Genomic DNA, 15,009 nt, shown 5'->3' with positions numbered 1-15,009 from the left:
ATGTCGTCCGCCCAAATAGGAAGGAACGCAATGTCATTGGAGACATTGGCAGGTGTGAGCCTGCAACAGGCACTTGATCAGGCCGGCAATCCGGCGCGCTTCTTACGCAGCTTGCCCGCAATGCACTACAAGATGCCGTTCCAGCCCGAATATACGACGTGGCGAGGCGAACAGCGCGCGTGGAAGGAGACCACCGTGCTGTTCGACCAGTCCCACCACATGACGGACCTCTACGTCAAAGGCCCCGACGTGAAGCGGTTGTTCTCCGATCTCGGAGTCAACACCTTCGCGACGTTCGGCAAGGACAAGGCCAAGCAATTCGTGGCGTGCAACCACGACGGCTACGTCATCTCCGACGCCATCCTGTTCGGGTTCGACGACGACGAATACGTTCTGGTCGGCACACCTGCAGCCCCGAACTGGGTGCAGTACAACGTCGAAACGGGTGACTACGACGTCAGCATCGTTCGCGACGAGCGTTCGGAGGCAAATCCGCAGGGACGTTTGACGTTTCGCTATCAGCTCAACGGTCCGGCAACTCAGAAGATTCTCGAAGCAGTGCGCGGCGGCCCGCTGGAACACATTCGGTTCTTCAACATGGGCCGATTCGACATCGCGGGCACGCCGGTGCGCGCCCTCAACCACACCATGGCCGGGGTTCCGGGTCGGGAGCTGACGGGCCTGGAGATCGTCGGCCCCGCCGAGGGTGGACCCGCGGTGCTTGACGCGCTGCTCGATGCCGGCGAGAAGTTTGGACTCCGCCAAGGAGGGTCCATCTCCTATGTCAGCACAATCTATGAATCCGGGTGGATCCCCGCACCAATGCCCGCCATCTACAGCGATGAGCGGCTCGCGGAGTACCGCAGCTGGCTGCCCGTGGCGGGGCTGGAAGGCTTCGCCAGCATCGGTGGCAGCTTCGCCTCGGACGACATCGAGGACTACTACTCCACGCCGTGGGATCTCGGCTACGGGCGCAACATCAAGTTCGACCACGACTTCATCGGGCGTGAGGCGCTTGAACGGCGGACGTCGCAGCCGCACCGTCGGAAGGTGTGGCTGCGGTGGAACGAGGCCGATGCCGCTCGGGTATTCGCCGACAATCTCTACCGGGAGCCAGCCGCTCGCCCCATGCGACTCGACCTGCCAATCACATCGTTCACGCACTTCCAGTTCGATCAGGTGCGCAAGGACGGGCGCGTGGTCGGGTTGGCCACCTTCAGCGGCTACACGGTCAACATCGACTCCCTGTGCTCGCTGGCGATGATCGACGAAGCCGAGGCGGTCGACGGTGCCGAGGTCAGCCTGCTATGGGGGCAGGACCCCGATTCGCCCAAACCGAACCTGGATCCCCACGTCCAGACCGAGATCCGGGCGACGATCAGCACCACCTCGCTGGCATAGAGGCACGCGGCGCTGCGAACCAAAGTCGAACGCCCTCAACCGAACAGGACACATCGTGTTGGAAACAGCTCTCGCCGCGCAGCGCTTGTACGCGTACACCCTACGAGCCGAATCCGAAGACGTGCTGGCGTTGCTGCGCGCTCCCGACAGTCGCGACGCCCGCTGTACCGAGGAGACCACGGCAGTGAACGCCGTGGTCGAGCAAGTCGGTGATGCCAGCGAGGCGTTCCAGGACACCGTCAGCGTCCCACCGGCATACCGCCGCCGACTCGGCCGCAGCTACTTCACCTCACCTGCATTGTGGGCCGGGCCGAGTCAGACCGTCCGCGATCGGACCCGACGCGATGGCAGGCGATGGTGAATACCACCCGCATCGCAACTGCCACCACTAGCGAACAGATCACCGAAACCGTGCTGGCCGCCGTGGCCCCGGCACCCGATCCGCGTGTGCGAGAGGTCGTTTCGGCCTTGATACGCCACGCTCACGAACTAGCGCGCGAAGTTCGTCTTCAGCCGCACGAGCTGTTGGCTGCGGCGCACTACCTCAAGCGCTGCGGTGACTTCAGCGATGAGTCACGACATGAGTTCATCCTGCTCGCTGACGTCTTGGGACTGACCATGACGGTCGACACACTGGCGGCGCCGGTTCCCGACGGGGCACTGGAGGCCAGCGTGCTGGGGCCGTTCTACCGCGCCGGATCGCCCCTCGAGCCCAACGGCGCCGACATCTGCCGAGGTCCCAGTGACGGCGAAACCGCGCACATCGTCGGGCGCGTGATCGACGTCGACGGTCGCGCCATCCCCGGCGCCCAACTCGACATCTGGGGCACCGACCACAACGGTCTCTACGAAAACACCGATCCACGCCAGCCGGATTACAACCTGCGCGGCCGCTTCATCACCGACGACGACGGCGGCTACGAGTTGTGGACGATCAAGCCGGTCAGTTACCCGATCCCCGACGACGGACCTGTCGGAGATCTGCTGCGTGCGACCGGCAGGCACAACATGCGGCCCGCCCATGTCCACGTGATCGCCTCGGCGGAAGGCTTTCGCACAGTGGTCACCGAGCTCTACACCGACGACGACCCTTGGATCAGCAGCGACGCCGTGTTCGGCGTCAAGCCGTCCCTCGTAGTGCATTACGACTTGGTCAGCGACCCAGGCCGGTGCGCCGCCGCCAGTCGCACCGCGCCGTTTTGGGAACTGCGTCATGATTTCGTGCTGACATCAGGCGAGTCTTCCACCGTGTCGTTCAGCACCAGCCGCACCAAACTGCGTTGACCGCGACGCACGGCGAAAGGCTCACGACGACCATGGAATCGGCCCCCTCCTCCACGCTGGCCCCGGCCGGATTCACCCGCGACACGATGCCCGGGCGAATCGTGTTCCGCGACGGCGCGCTCGGCGATGTCCACGACGAACTCGAGCGCATAGGCGCCCAACGCGTGATGCTCATCGCCGCCGAGTGCGGCGGCCATGTGGCGGAGCAGGCCCAGCTCGCGGTCGCTGACCGCCTGCACGTGGTGTGGAGCGAGGTCCGCCAGCACGTTCCCCGCGAACTGGCCGAGCGCGCGACCGTCGCAGCGACCGACGCGGGGATCGACGCGCTAGTGACCGTTGGCGGCGGCAGCGCCATCGGCTTGGGCAAGGCCGTCGCCGTCAGTACAGGTCTGCCTCTGGTGTGCGTGCCGACCACGTACTCGGGCAGCGAGATGACTGCCATCTACGGCCTGACATCGAATGGCGAAAAGAGGACCGCACGTGACAGCGGAGCGTTGCCCAAGGTGGTGATTTACGATCCACACTTGCTCGTCACGCTACCCTCCGATGTCGTAGGACCGAGCGGCATGAACGCGCTAGCCCACTGCGCCGAAGCGCTGTGGGCCCCCAACCCCGATCCCATCACCGACGCACAAGCCCTCGACGGTGCGCGGCGCATCAACCGCCACCTGCTCAGCGCCTACCGCGGAGCGGACGTCGCCGCCCGAGGACAGGTCCTGGTTGCCTCCTGCCTGGCTGGAACCGCACTTGGCACCGTCGGAACGAGCATTCACCATGCGCTTTGCCATCTGCTCGGCGGAATCTTCGACACGCCCCATGCGCTCACCCATGCGATCGTGCTGCCGTATGCAGTGAAGTTCGTGCGTCCGGCGGTGCCGGGCGCCGTCGCGCGATTGGCGGCGGCAATGGACACTGTCAGCGATGAGCTACCCACTGCGATCTGGTCGCTCGGTCGTTCTGTCGGGACGCCGAAAGGACTACGCGCGATTGGTATTACGGAATCTCAGGTAGAGCAGGCCGTAGAGGCCGCACTGGCAAGGGGGTTGACTAGCCCCCGGCCGCTGACTCATGCCCTGGTACACCGCCTACTCGAAGGTGCATGGCGCGGACTGTCGCCGTCGGTCCCCTGAAGTACCCACCGCGCCGTCATCACGCAGCCGCCGCCGGCCCCAAGATCTATCAGAAAGGGATGGGATGTCTGCCTCCGAACTGAATGGTGCGCTGGTCGCGTCCAAACTGCTCACCGATACCGCCCAGCGTGTCGAACTACTCAAGTACTCCTCCGGCAAGGTCCCCTGCCTGGCCACCGTGCTCGTCGGCGACGATCCCGCCTCCCATACCTACGTACGGATGAAGGCCAACCGCTGCGCCGACGTCGGAATCCGTTCACTGCGAGTGCAGCTTGACGCCGCAACCACGACCGACAAACTGATCGGCGAATTGCGCGCCCTATCCGACAGCGATGACGTCGACGGCATCCTGCTGCAACACCCGGTGCCGCATCACATCGATGAGCGCGCCGCATTCGAAGCGATCGCACCCCACAAGGACGTCGATGGCGTCACCGCCGCCTCCTTCGCCGCCATCGCCCTGGGCTCCCCCGGTTACGAATCGTGCACTCCTTCAGGAATTTTGCGATTGCTCGACGCCTACGACATCGACATCGAGGGCAAACATGCCGCGGTGATCGGCCGCAGCTCGATCCTGGGCCTGCCGGTCGGGATGCTGCTCTTGCGACGCAACGCGACAGTCACCTACTGCCATTCACGCACCGCGGATCTGCCGGATCAGGTGGGAAGCGCCGATATCATCGTCGCTGCGGTGGGTCAGCCGGAACTGATTCGCGGAGGCTGGATCAAGCGCGGAGCCGTCGTTGTCGACGCAGGCTACAGCCCCGGCAACGTCGGTGACGTCGAGTACGGGGCGGCACGTGAGCGCGCGCAATGGATCACTCCGGTGCCGGGCGGTGTCGGGCCGATGACGATCGCCGTGCTGTTGGCTCAGACCGCAGACGCCGCAGGTGCTCCGGCCGGTGAAACGGTCCGCCTCACGACCGATCAATGCGTAGGGTAATCCGCCACCAGCGCCGCATGAGCCATCCAGTTCTCGGCCACCCGCACCGCCCCCAGGTTGCTCGCGACATCATGGACGCGGACACATTTCGCACCTGCTAAGGCAGCCAACGCGGAAACGGATGCAGTCGCGGCATCCAGAACGGCGGCGCCAGCGGCTCTGCGCAAGAACCGTTTTCGCGACGCACCGACGAGTACTGGCCTCTGCAATCGGGCGCTGAGCTCGGGCAGCCTGCTCAGCAGGGCCCAGCTTTGTTCAGCGTCTTTGGCAAACCCGATGCCGGGGTCGACGACGATACGTTCGAACTCCACCCCTGCCGCGACGAGGGAGTCTATCCGGCAGGCCAATTCATACCCAACCGCTGCGACGACATCGCCGGCATAGTGGGTGTGCTGTTGCATGACCGCACTGTGAGCGCGCCAATGCATCGCCACAAACGGCACGCCGAGCTCGGCGATTGCGAGGGCCATCTCAGGGTCGGCCAGGCCTCCGCTAACATCGTTGACCACCTGCACGCCCAACGACACCGCGGCAACTGCCACCTCCGCACGCATGGTGTCGATGCTGACCGGAATCCCCGCAGCCACCAATTCGCGCACCACCGGTAGCACCCGGTGCAACTCTTCGGATGCCGAGATTCGTTGTGCGCCCGGCCGGGTCGATTCACCGCCGATGTCGATGATGTCAGCGCCTGCTTGAGCCATCTCGTACCCGTGTGCAACCGCCGAATCCAGGCATAGATAGCGGCCACCGTCGGAGAATGAGTCTGGCGTCACATTGAGTACACCCATCACCAGACAACGCTTCGACTGCTGGGCACCACCTACGGTGGCCGTGAGCATCTCGTCGAAGGGCCGCCGCGCCGACCGCACGCCGGAGCGCTCAACGTTCGCAGCCGGAGTGCGAAGGTCATGGCTCATGTGCTGTCACATCTGTTCTTGGCCGAACGAGCGCAGCGACGCCGTCGCGGGCAGGTGCGACCAGGTACAACGAGCCGGCAACGACGACCAGCCCGTCGGTGCCCGCGGAGGTGACGGCCGTGTGCAGAGCCGTTGCGATGTCGGGGGCGGACATGGCGGGCACATCGGATCGGCGTGCTGCCGCTGAAACCGACTCTGCAGAAGCCGAACTCGTGGAGTGCACCTGTGTTGCGATGACGAGGTCGAAGTCCTCGACGCCAATTCCACGGAGGACTTCAGAAGGATCGCGATTGCCCGAAACCGCACACACCAATACCCGCCGTGCGGGGGTCGGAAAGTATTCATCCAGGGTGTCACGCAAGGCGCGTCCAGCAGCAGCGTTGTGCGCACCGTCGACGATGATCACCGGTTCGGCGCTGCGCACGACTTCGGCGCGTCCTTTCAAGCGGACCGCGCCCAGTGCGTGGCGAACAGCTGCAACGTCGATGGGCGATTCGAGAAACGCTTGAGCCGCCGCCAACGCCAAGGCAGCGTTGCGGGTCTGGTGGGCTCCGCGCAGATTGATCGGTACCTCGCGGTGAATACCCCACGGAGTAACCAGATCAACGGTGGACCCTGACGCCGAAAGCTGTCGACGCGCCACGGTGATTTCGACACCCAGTTGCAGAAGCCGACCCGGCTTTCGGGCCAGAAAGATCGGCAAGATATCGGGGTCGGTTTCGCCAAGCACCAGCGTCGTTCCCGGCCGTACGATGCCAGCCTTTTCCATGGCGATGTGCATCCGACTGGGTCCGGCGAATTCAGTGTGATCGAGGTCGACGTTGGTCACGACTGCGACGGTGCTGTCGATGATGTTGGTGGCGTCCCACCGGCCGAGCATGCCCACCTCTACGACGGCAGCATCGACTCGGGCATTGGCAAACACGGTGAATGCCGCTGCGGTAACGGCCTCGAACCAGCTGGGCGTTACTCCGATCCGCCGAGACATCCATGCCACCCGACCCAGCGCGCCGGCGAGTTCTTCAGCGGAGACAGGATTCTCGTCGACCGTGATTCGCTCGGTCACGTGGGTTGTATGGGGGCTGGTGTAGGTACCGACGCGCAGTCCTTGGCTACGTAGCAGCCTGGTGGTCATCGCCGACGTGGAACCTTTGCCGTTGGTCCCGGTGATGTGCACTGCAGGAAATCGTCGGTTGGGTGTGCCCAGACCATCGGTGATCGCCGCTATGCGTCGCGTGCCAGGAGCGTCGATCGCCCCGGATACTTCATAGCCGGACAGCCCGGCGAGATACTCGGTCGCGCTGACCGGGTCGGACCACGGAAGGCTGCTGCCCTGAACGATCCGGGCGTTCACCGGTCGGATCGTAGTTGGCGTCCCCCCGTATCGTCGGATCGCGTTCACCGACGCGGCTTCGGGCGGCGCCGAATCATCGGAAGACCACCGTCCTGGCTCCGTCGAGCAGAATCCGGTTCTCGGTGTGCCAGCGAACCGCCCGCGCGAGCGCCAGACACTCATTGTCGCGACCCAGCATGGTCACCTCGGCGGCGCTCATGGAGTGATCGACACGGGCGATCTCCTGCTCGATGATCGGTCCTTCGTCGAGGTCCCCGGTGACGTAATGCGCTGTCGCTCCGACCACTTTGACGCCACGTGAGTACGCCTGGTGATACGGGCGCGCCCCTTTGAAGCTGGGCAGCATCGAATGATGGATGTTGATGGCCCTGCCCTCCAGTTCCTTGCAAAGGTCATTGGAGAGGATCTGCATGTAGCGAGCGAGGACCACCAAGTCGACACCGAGCTCGTCGACCAACTCGAGCAGGCGCCCTTCCGCTTCTGCTCGGGTCGCGGCTGAGACCGGAACATGATGGAAGGGAATGCCGTAGTTGTCGGCCATCCAACCCAAATCGGGGTGGTTCGATACCACGGCGACGATGTCGATGTTGAGCGCTCCGTTGTCTGTGCGGAACAGCAGATCGTTGAGGCAGTGCCCGTACTTGCTCGCCATGATCAAGACACGATGCTTGGCCGAGGTGTGAAGCATCCTCCATTGCATCCCGAATCGCTGTGCCAGATCAAGGAAATCGGCACGCAAGCTTTGCAACTCGACCGCGACGTCGTAGGCCGCTTCGAATTGGAGCCGAATGAAGAACTTCTCGGCGTCCCGGTCGATGAACTGTTGACATTCGACGATCGTGCAGTCGTGCGTGAGCAAGAATTCAGTCAGCGAGAAAATGATTCCGGGCCGGTCAGGGCAGGACACCGTGAGCACGTATCCGGTTGGTGCGTGCATGTTGTACAGAGTTCGGCTGGGCGCATTCATGATCATCCTTCAGGAGCTTGCGATGCCGGCAGAAGGCGCGACCGGGCTGCAGTTGAGCCGGGCGGCGACCGCGGCGTTGCGCATGACCCACAGATCGGTCAGCGGCCCGATACCGCCGGGGACCGGCGTGATTGCCCGCGCACGCGTTCGTACCTGCGCGAAGTCGACATCGCCGACGATGTGCATCCCCATCTCGTCGCGGACCGCATTGATGCCGACGTCGAGCACAACGGTGCCTTCGCGGACGTGCTCGGCGCGGATCAGTTGGGGCGAACCCGCCGCGACGATCAGGACGTCGGCACGGCGGGTGTGCCAGCCGAGTTGCCCGTGGCGGCTGGCCCATTCGTCGACCGACTCGGCGGCGGCCTGGCGCTGCAGCGCCAGAAGCAGCGCGGGTTTGCCGACGTTGGCGGAGCGCCCGACCACGACGATGTGCGAGTGGCGGTAGAACTCGCGGTTGTTGATCCCGGACTGATCGATCCATTCGTCGAGGGCGTGAAACGCTGACGCGGCGGTCGGAGACACAAACCGCGGCTTACCCGCCGCCAGCAACCCGAGGTTTTCCGGGTGCACGCCGTCGATGTCCTTCGTTGGCGCGATGGTGGCGAAGATCTCGGCTTCCTCAAGTCGGTCTGGCACCGGACGCAGGATCAGGATCGCGCTGATCGACGGGTCGTCGTTGAGGGCCGTGATGGCCTCGACCACGTCGGTCTGTGTGACGTCATGGGCAAGGCCGACGTGGGTGTGTCCGACATGCAGGTGTGCTGCGGTGGCTGCGATCCGGCGTTCGTACAGTTTGGCCAGATCGTCGTCGCCGACACTGACAGTGGCCAGACGACACGCGATGCCGTCTCGCGCGAGTGCCGATACCTCCTGTGCGACGGTACCCCTGAGCGTGTCGGCGAGTTTGCGTCCGTCGATTACCTGTGCGGTCATGGGAGCGAGCACCGATTCCTTTCAGGAGGGGCAATGCCGATGTCAGGAGGAAGATTGGAACCCCGCCCTGCCGGAGCCGAAGGTTGAAATCTTCCGGCAGGACGGGAGCCTGTCATTCCGTCGGCTTGGTGTGAAGGGTGGCGCGGATGGTCCGTTGGACATGTCGCTCGACGGTTGGCTTGGCCGAACCGCCGCCCTCCTCGCCGAGGACGATGCTCACCTCAGCCCCGTCGACCGCGTGCTTTTCGTCGACCATCGCCATGGAACCCCAGCCTCCGATATTCATGGTGTAGCCGGCGTTGGCTGACAACCCGACCAACTTGTCGCCGATCACAACCTTGTCGTGCGGCCCACTGGCGTAGTTGGACACCGGAATGTCCAGGTACTTGGGTCGATCGCCGGTCCCGAACAAGCTGTCGACGATGACCGCGGCGGTGTCCTCGTTGTTCCAGCGCAGCCACACCTTGGTGCGGTGAGGTTGGTCGGCGAGTTTCTCCAGCGCCGTCCGTCCGACGAAGTCGTGGTCCAACTTGAGCATGTGGCCGTACCCGAGATCCCACGGTGTGACGTAGTAGTCCTCGATATCGTCGGAGTAGAAGCTGCCTCCGATCGACGCGTTGGCTTCAAAGCCATTGGCGGGCAGCCACTCACGGAACGGCTTCATCGCCTCACCGGTGTAGATGGCGGGCACCGGAGACGGAATCCAGCCCGACTCGACTGCGGTCGTCGGGTAGGACCGACCACCGCCTTCGCGCAGTCCAAACTCCTTGCCGGCCTCCAACAGTGCCTGGCGAACCGTGCTGGCCTGATCGAACGGGCCCATCAACTCCAGGCCGGTGAATTCTGCGCCCGGCACCCCCGCCATGGTGTGGTTGAGCGCCCGGATCGGCACGCCGGCGATCTCGAATTCACCCATGTTGAAGAATTTGATCCGGGGTAACGGTCCACCCACGGCCTTCTCGAGAATCCGGCCAGTCAACGGGCCATTCAGGTTGAAGCGGAAAGTCAACCGCGTGCCCTTGTTGTCGACCGCACGTTCATCGCGGGTGACCTTGACGTCGTAGTCGCCGGTTTCGGCCATGAAGGCCACCCAGTTCGGCGCCACGGGACGGCCTACGAGGCTGTACTCGTCATCTTCGAACCCGAACAGGATCGCGTCTCCAATGACGTAACCGTCGTAGTTGCAGCCGACGAACTGCTTGGCCTTGTTGCGACCGAAGTTGGTGAAGCTGTTTATTCCCAGGTCCGAAAACAGCCGCTTGGCGTCGGGGCCCTGGAAGTAGATGTCGGTCATGTGGAATGACTGGTCGTAAAGGACTGAGGTCTTCTTCCACGCAACCTGCTCGTCGCGCCAGTTGCTGTACTCGTTGCGCATCGGATAGTCGTAAGGACCCTGCGGTGCGTTGCGCAGCATGTCGGCGATGTTGCCGACGCGCTGAATCTTGCCTTCGAGGCTCTCGATCGTCATTGTTCTTTCCCTTTCTTCAGACCCACCGCGTCGACGCGGAGGATTTCGCCGTGCGATGTTCTTGGATTCACGCAGTTGCGGCCGCCGAGATTCGGTGTTGCCATTCGACGGTGGCGTCTATCTGGTTGAACGAGAACAGATGCAACCCTTCGATCCCCAGTTCGCGGAATCCGGTTTCGTCGACGATTTGGGAGATGAGCGCCTCCGGCGTATACGACCGGCCGAGTAGGAGGTTCCCGACGAATCCGTGCTGTTTGGTGAGGAATTTCACCGACGATCCCACTCCGATCTTCAGGGACAGTTCGATGAGTTTGCGCGTCTGCAGTGGGGCCGCGACACCGACGCGCACCGGCAGGCTGATGCCTGCCTCCCGCGTCCTGCGCAGCCAGCCGGTGAAGGTGGCGGCTTCGAAGCACAGCTGGCTGACCATGTAGTCGGCATAGGGCTGCTTGCGCTGCAATGCGTCAAGGAGCGCATCGTCTGCGATGTGAGGGTGCCCCTCCGGATAGCAGCCCACACCAATGCGTTGCAGGTCGTGCCCGAGTTCCTGGATCGCCTCCAGGATGTGGAACGCCTCGCTGTACTTGCCGACCGGGTCCGCACCGTCGCCACCGATGACGTAGAGGTCATCGACACCCTCCGAGCTCAAGATGTCCAGGAAGCGCTCCAGTTGGGCTTTGTCCTCGACCATTCGCGCCGCCAAGTGGGGAACTACGCGATGGCCGGACTCGCGGGCGCGGACCACATGTTCGATGGTGCGCTCCAGGCCGAATTTGGGCGAGCACGTGACCGTGATCGTCGACGCGGGCGGAATCGCTAGCGCCTTCTCGTCAGCACCGCGCAGCGGTATCACTTCGATATTGGCCGCGGCGACTAATTCCTCGACTGTTGTGGCTGCGCTCTGAAATGTCATTGGACCTTCCTCAACGGTGCTGCGCATTCTCGTGCGAGATCAAATCCGGGCAGCAAATGACCACGTTCAGACCCATTGGGTACGAACTCTTCAATTCGACGGACGTGTACGCCGCTGAATGTCGTGCGGCGGTTTCCCAACGCTGCGGAGTGATCAGCTCCCGTACTCCAGTACCACTGCGTTAGAAATCACTCTCGTTTAACATTGACGAGTTGTCCAATACCGGATTTGAACCCTGGTGATACCCAAGCAATCCCGTCATCGGATGCCGGGATTTCGGCCGCACGATTTGCGGGGAGCCGCCTACGGGGCGCGGGTGTCGAGGTAGTCGACGAACAAGCGCAGCGTCGGCGCGAAGTTGTCTTGCAAATGCGCGCAATACAAGGGTGCTGGTGGCGCGTCGGTGAGCGGGAGGAACACGACACCGTCGGGCACGGTCTTAGTCGCCGACTCGGGCACCACGGCGATGGCGGTACCCAGCGCGACATAGGCAAGGCAGGAGACGACGTCCTCGGCTTCGATCGCGACCCGCGGGGTGAACCCGGCGCGCATACACATGTCGATGACCTCGTCGGCAAATTCCGGCCGGGTCGAGGGGTAGACGATCAACGGTTGCTCGCGCAGGTCGACCACTGAGGCGGGGCTGCGCCAGTCCAGGGATCTGGTGCGCAGCATCGCCACGTACAGCGGTTCGAATATCACTGGACGACAGGTGATGCCCGGCTCTTCGGGATAGTGGCGACCGAAGCCGAGGTGTAGCACCTTGTCGCGCAAGTAGTCGATCTGGTTGTGTTTGGCGATCAGCTCGAAACTGACTGTCACGTAGCGATGTTGGTCGAGAAAGCCACGGATCAGCTCTGGTATGCCGTTGAGGATCGCAGGATCGTAGTAGCCCACCGACAGATGACCGATCTCGCCGTCGCTGGCCAGTCGAGTGCGCTCGACCGCCCGCGTGGACAGCGCGACGATGCGATAGGCCCGCTCGAGAAACACCGTGCCGGCTTCCGTGAGTTCCATCCCCCCTGCGGTTCGGCGGAACAGCTCCACGCCGAGTTCGCGCTCGAGCCGCTGTATGCGGCGGGTCAGCGGCGGCTGCGACATGTGCAACCGGATCGCGGCCCGGTTGAGATTGAGTTCCTCAGCCACGGCGATGAAGCACTCGAGCTGGCGTGGATCAAGCACTGCCGCTCCGATTGCTACCGGCTTTACCAGGCATGGTGGCAGCGATTGTAGGAACATGCGGCCCGACGCTGTGCTGAATTGACGACATCCCTGCCCAAGGGGCCGCCTGCTGCGGGTCATGCCAGCCGGCCGCCGGATGGCTGCGCGAGCGGTCAGGTCGAGGCACGGGTCGGCAGTCGCAATTGCGCCATGGCCACATCGCTGCTGATCGCCTGCGCGGTCTGTATCAACGGCGGGACGAGTTCGCGCCGAACCTGCGCGGCACTGTATCGAGCAGCCTGTGTGGATATGTTGATTGCCGCCACCACATTGCCGCCTTGATCGTGTACCGGTGCGGCCAGTGAGCGCAGCCCCACCTCCAACTCTTGGTCCACGATGCAGTATCCGTCCCGCCGGACGACGTCGATCTGGCGCTTGAGGGCGGCGCCGGAGGAAACGGTACGCGCCGTCAACGGCGCGAATGTGAGCCGTTTCGAATACTCCTTGAGCTCCGGATCGTTGAGCCCGGCGAGCAGTACCCGCCCCATCGACGTGGCATAAGCCGGGAATCTCGTTCCGACAGTAATGAATACCGTCATGATCCTGCTGACCGGAACGCGGGCTACGTACACGATGTCATCGCCATCGAGGATCGCCATCGACGATGATTCCCCGACGTTGCGGACCAGCGCCTCGATGTGTGGCGTGGCGATCTCGTTGAGGCTCAAACTCGACAAGTAGCTGTAACCGAGTTGGAGGACCTGCGGAGTCAGCCAGAACACCGAGCCATCCGTGGCCACGTACTCCAGTTCGACCAGCGTCAGCAGGAATCGGCGCGCGGTGGCCCGAGTCAAGTCGGTAAGTTTGGCGACTTCGGTGAGCGTCATGCGGCGATGTTGCGCATCGAACGAGCGGATCACCGCCAGGCCGCGACCCAGCGACTGTACGAACTCTGGGGACGGCGCCGGGGCTGATCCGCTTCGACCCATCGCCGATCCGCTCTCCATCGTCGGGTTCGCATTGTGAACAATGCGCTGCAATGCGCTGCAATGCGCTGCAATGCGCTCACCATACGGACGCGGCCGCCGGCAGGCAACACCTGCCCGTGCCGGCAAATCGCCTTCGTTCGCATCGCGCACGCAGAGTCGTCTGTTGAACATCGCTCCAGGCCAGCGTAATCTGAACCATCAACGTCGAGCAGGAGCGACTCTTTGTACACCATCCCCCGCCAGTCGTGATCGACAAAGTCGTCCCGACCGCCGCAAGAGCCGTGGCCGACATACCGAACGGAGCCTCGCTCGCGGTCGGTGGATTTGGCTTGGTCGGCGTGCCAGAGGTGCTGATCAACGCCGTGCTCGAACAGGGTGCGCGCGCCTTGGAAATCGTCAGTAACAACTGTGGCACCGATGGATCTGGCCTCGGCGTGCTGTTGACGGCCCGGCGCATCCGACGCACCATCAGCTCCTATATCGGACAGAACGCCGAGTTCGCCCGGCAGTACTTGGCCGGGGAACTCGAGGTGGAACTCACGCCGCAAGGGACATTGGCCGAACGAATGCGCGCCGGGGGCGCCGGCATCCCGGCATTCTTCACCCCCGCCGGAGTCGGCACTCCGGTCGTCGATGGTGGGCTGCCGCTGCGCTACGACGGCAGCGGCGCGGTTGCCGTCGCAAGTGCGCCTAAGGAGACCCGCGAATTCGACGGGACGACTTATGTTTTGGAGCGTGCGATCGTGACCGATTACGCCCTCGTACACGCCCACAAGGGTGATCGGCTCGGGAACCTGGTGTATCGGCGCAGTGCCCGCAATTTCAATCCGGCCGCTGCCACTGCGGGCCGAGTCACCATTGCCCAGGTCGAGGAACTCGTCGAACCCGGCGCCATCGATCCTGACGACATCCACACGCCGGCGATCTACGTTCAACGGGTAGTGCCGGTCGGCCGCATCACGGTCGGCATCGAGAGAAACACTGCACACCAATGAAGCTCGCTGCAGTTGAGCCGCCCAGACGCTTCGAAACGCACGGGTCATCTCGTTGCGCCTGGCGGCTCGGACCGGCGCCATTCGGTGCCGCGACCAACCAATTGGCCGGATCCAATCGTGCGATTCGGCACGGCCAACGCGCGCAAGGCGGCGTGCAACCCATCGCGCTGATCGTCGGTGAGAACCGAGAGGACCTGCTCCTCGACCGCGCGGACGGCTGCATCAGCGCGCTCGAGAACCCTTCTGCCGTAAGCAGTCAGTGACGCCGGACGCGCCCGCCCGAAACTCACGTTGTCGGGACGGTCAATCAGGCCGCCGTCTTGCATGCGCCGCACCACGCCGTGCATGGCTTGAGGTGAGACGCCGGCTACACGGGCCAACTCGGCGTTGGATTGATCTGGCGCTGAGTTCAGCATGTGCAAGCAGACATAATGCGAGAAATGCAGGTTCAGAGGTGCCAGCGCCGCAACGACCTGAGTTCGCAGCGTCATGAACAGCCGATGCAGCCCATCCACCAGCGGCTCGGCTTCTGGGAGCGACACATCGGA

General features: G+C 63.6%; 15 protein-coding genes. 6 read left to right on the top strand and 9 right to left on the bottom strand.

Annotated elements, in window-relative coordinates:
* Nucleotides 1-30: 30 nt before the first annotated feature.
* From HNP02_RS40615 to HNP02_RS40595, 5 genes are all read left to right on the top strand, one after another.
* On the top strand, nucleotides 31-1,401 hold the full coding sequence (locus HNP02_RS40615) for an aminomethyl transferase family protein (RefSeq protein ID WP_184446444.1): 1,371 nt from the start codon (nucleotides 31-33) through the stop codon (nucleotides 1,399-1,401).
* Between the two features lie 55 nt (nucleotides 1,402-1,456).
* The gene (locus HNP02_RS40610; protein ID WP_184446442.1) at nucleotides 1,457-1,762 is read left to right on the top strand and encodes a hypothetical protein; all 306 of its coding nucleotides are present in this window, start codon (nucleotides 1,457-1,459) and stop codon (nucleotides 1,760-1,762) included.
* Nucleotides 1,759-2,685, top strand: coding sequence for a dioxygenase (locus tag HNP02_RS40605; RefSeq protein WP_221318588.1), 927 nt, complete (start codon nucleotides 1,759-1,761; stop codon nucleotides 2,683-2,685). Before HNP02_RS40610 ends, HNP02_RS40605 begins: the two co-directional genes overlap by 4 nt.
* A gap of 32 nt (nucleotides 2,686-2,717) precedes the next feature.
* Entirely contained in the window at nucleotides 2,718-3,815 is a 1,098-nt protein-coding gene (locus tag HNP02_RS40600) for a maleylacetate reductase (RefSeq protein WP_255507505.1), read from the top strand.
* A 64-nt stretch (nucleotides 3,816-3,879) separates the two neighbouring features.
* The gene (locus HNP02_RS40595; protein WP_184446439.1) at nucleotides 3,880-4,758 is read left to right on the top strand and encodes a bifunctional 5,10-methylenetetrahydrofolate dehydrogenase/5,10-methenyltetrahydrofolate cyclohydrolase; all 879 of its coding nucleotides are present in this window, start codon (nucleotides 3,880-3,882) and stop codon (nucleotides 4,756-4,758) included.
* On the opposite strand, the gene folP is transcribed toward HNP02_RS40595, so the two are convergent.
* From folP to HNP02_RS40555, 8 genes are all read right to left on the bottom strand, one after another.
* Nucleotides 4,743-5,600, bottom strand: coding sequence for a dihydropteroate synthase (gene folP / locus HNP02_RS40590; RefSeq protein WP_375373766.1), 858 nt, complete (start codon nucleotides 5,598-5,600; stop codon nucleotides 4,743-4,745). The two genes, HNP02_RS40595 and folP, sit on opposite strands and share 16 nt — an antisense overlap.
* A gap of 67 nt (nucleotides 5,601-5,667) precedes the next feature.
* Complete coding sequence (locus HNP02_RS40585) at nucleotides 5,668-7,032, bottom strand: Mur ligase family protein (protein ID WP_184446438.1); 1,365 nt, start codon at nucleotides 7,030-7,032, stop codon at nucleotides 5,668-5,670.
* A gap of 73 nt (nucleotides 7,033-7,105) precedes the next feature.
* Nucleotides 7,106-7,999 carry a formyltetrahydrofolate deformylase gene (gene purU, locus HNP02_RS40580; RefSeq protein WP_184446436.1) on the bottom strand — a complete coding sequence of 298 codons (894 nt, stop codon included), beginning with the start codon at nucleotides 7,997-7,999 and terminating at the stop codon, nucleotides 7,106-7,108.
* Between the two features lie 9 nt (nucleotides 8,000-8,008).
* Nucleotides 8,009-8,935: a bifunctional 5,10-methylenetetrahydrofolate dehydrogenase/5,10-methenyltetrahydrofolate cyclohydrolase gene (locus tag HNP02_RS40575; protein ID WP_184446434.1), complete on the bottom strand. Its 927-nt coding sequence runs from the start codon at nucleotides 8,933-8,935 to the stop codon at nucleotides 8,009-8,011.
* 112 nt (nucleotides 8,936-9,047) lie between these two features.
* Nucleotides 9,048-10,403 (bottom strand): aminomethyl transferase family protein, encoded by a 1,356-nt coding sequence (locus tag HNP02_RS40570; protein ID WP_184446432.1) that lies wholly within the window; start codon nucleotides 10,401-10,403, stop codon nucleotides 9,048-9,050.
* A gap of 67 nt (nucleotides 10,404-10,470) precedes the next feature.
* Nucleotides 10,471-11,316 (bottom strand): methylenetetrahydrofolate reductase, encoded by an 846-nt coding sequence (locus tag HNP02_RS40565; RefSeq protein ID WP_184446431.1) that lies wholly within the window; start codon nucleotides 11,314-11,316, stop codon nucleotides 10,471-10,473.
* Between the two features lie 303 nt (nucleotides 11,317-11,619).
* On the bottom strand, nucleotides 11,620-12,498 hold the full coding sequence (locus tag HNP02_RS40560; RefSeq protein WP_309241876.1) for a LysR family transcriptional regulator: 879 nt from the start codon (nucleotides 12,496-12,498) through the stop codon (nucleotides 11,620-11,622).
* Nucleotides 12,499-12,650: 152 nt separating this feature from the next.
* Nucleotides 12,651-13,466 carry an IclR family transcriptional regulator C-terminal domain-containing protein gene (locus HNP02_RS40555; RefSeq protein ID WP_184446500.1) on the bottom strand — a complete coding sequence of 272 codons (816 nt, stop codon included), beginning with the start codon at nucleotides 13,464-13,466 and terminating at the stop codon, nucleotides 12,651-12,653.
* A gap of 248 nt (nucleotides 13,467-13,714) precedes the next feature.
* Here HNP02_RS40555 and HNP02_RS40550 point away from each other — a divergent pair, with 248 nt between their 5' ends.
* Nucleotides 13,715-14,461, top strand: coding sequence for a CoA transferase subunit A (locus tag HNP02_RS40550; protein ID WP_184446499.1), 747 nt, complete (start codon nucleotides 13,715-13,717; stop codon nucleotides 14,459-14,461).
* A 44-nt stretch (nucleotides 14,462-14,505) separates the two neighbouring features.
* Here HNP02_RS40550 and HNP02_RS40545 read toward each other — a convergent pair whose 3' ends face one another.
* Nucleotides 14,506-15,003: a MarR family transcriptional regulator gene (locus HNP02_RS40545; RefSeq protein ID WP_309241875.1), complete on the bottom strand. Its 498-nt coding sequence runs from the start codon at nucleotides 15,001-15,003 to the stop codon at nucleotides 14,506-14,508.
* Nucleotides 15,004-15,009 lie beyond the last annotated feature (6 nt).

Origin of the sequence: Mycobacterium sp. AZCC_0083, from assembly GCF_014202335.1 — a bacterium.
In the GTDB taxonomy this organism is placed as follows: domain Bacteria; phylum Actinomycetota; class Actinomycetes; order Mycobacteriales; family Mycobacteriaceae; genus Mycobacterium.
The sequence above is the reverse complement of the archived record's forward strand: the minus strand, read 5'-3'. Positions and strand labels throughout refer to the sequence as shown.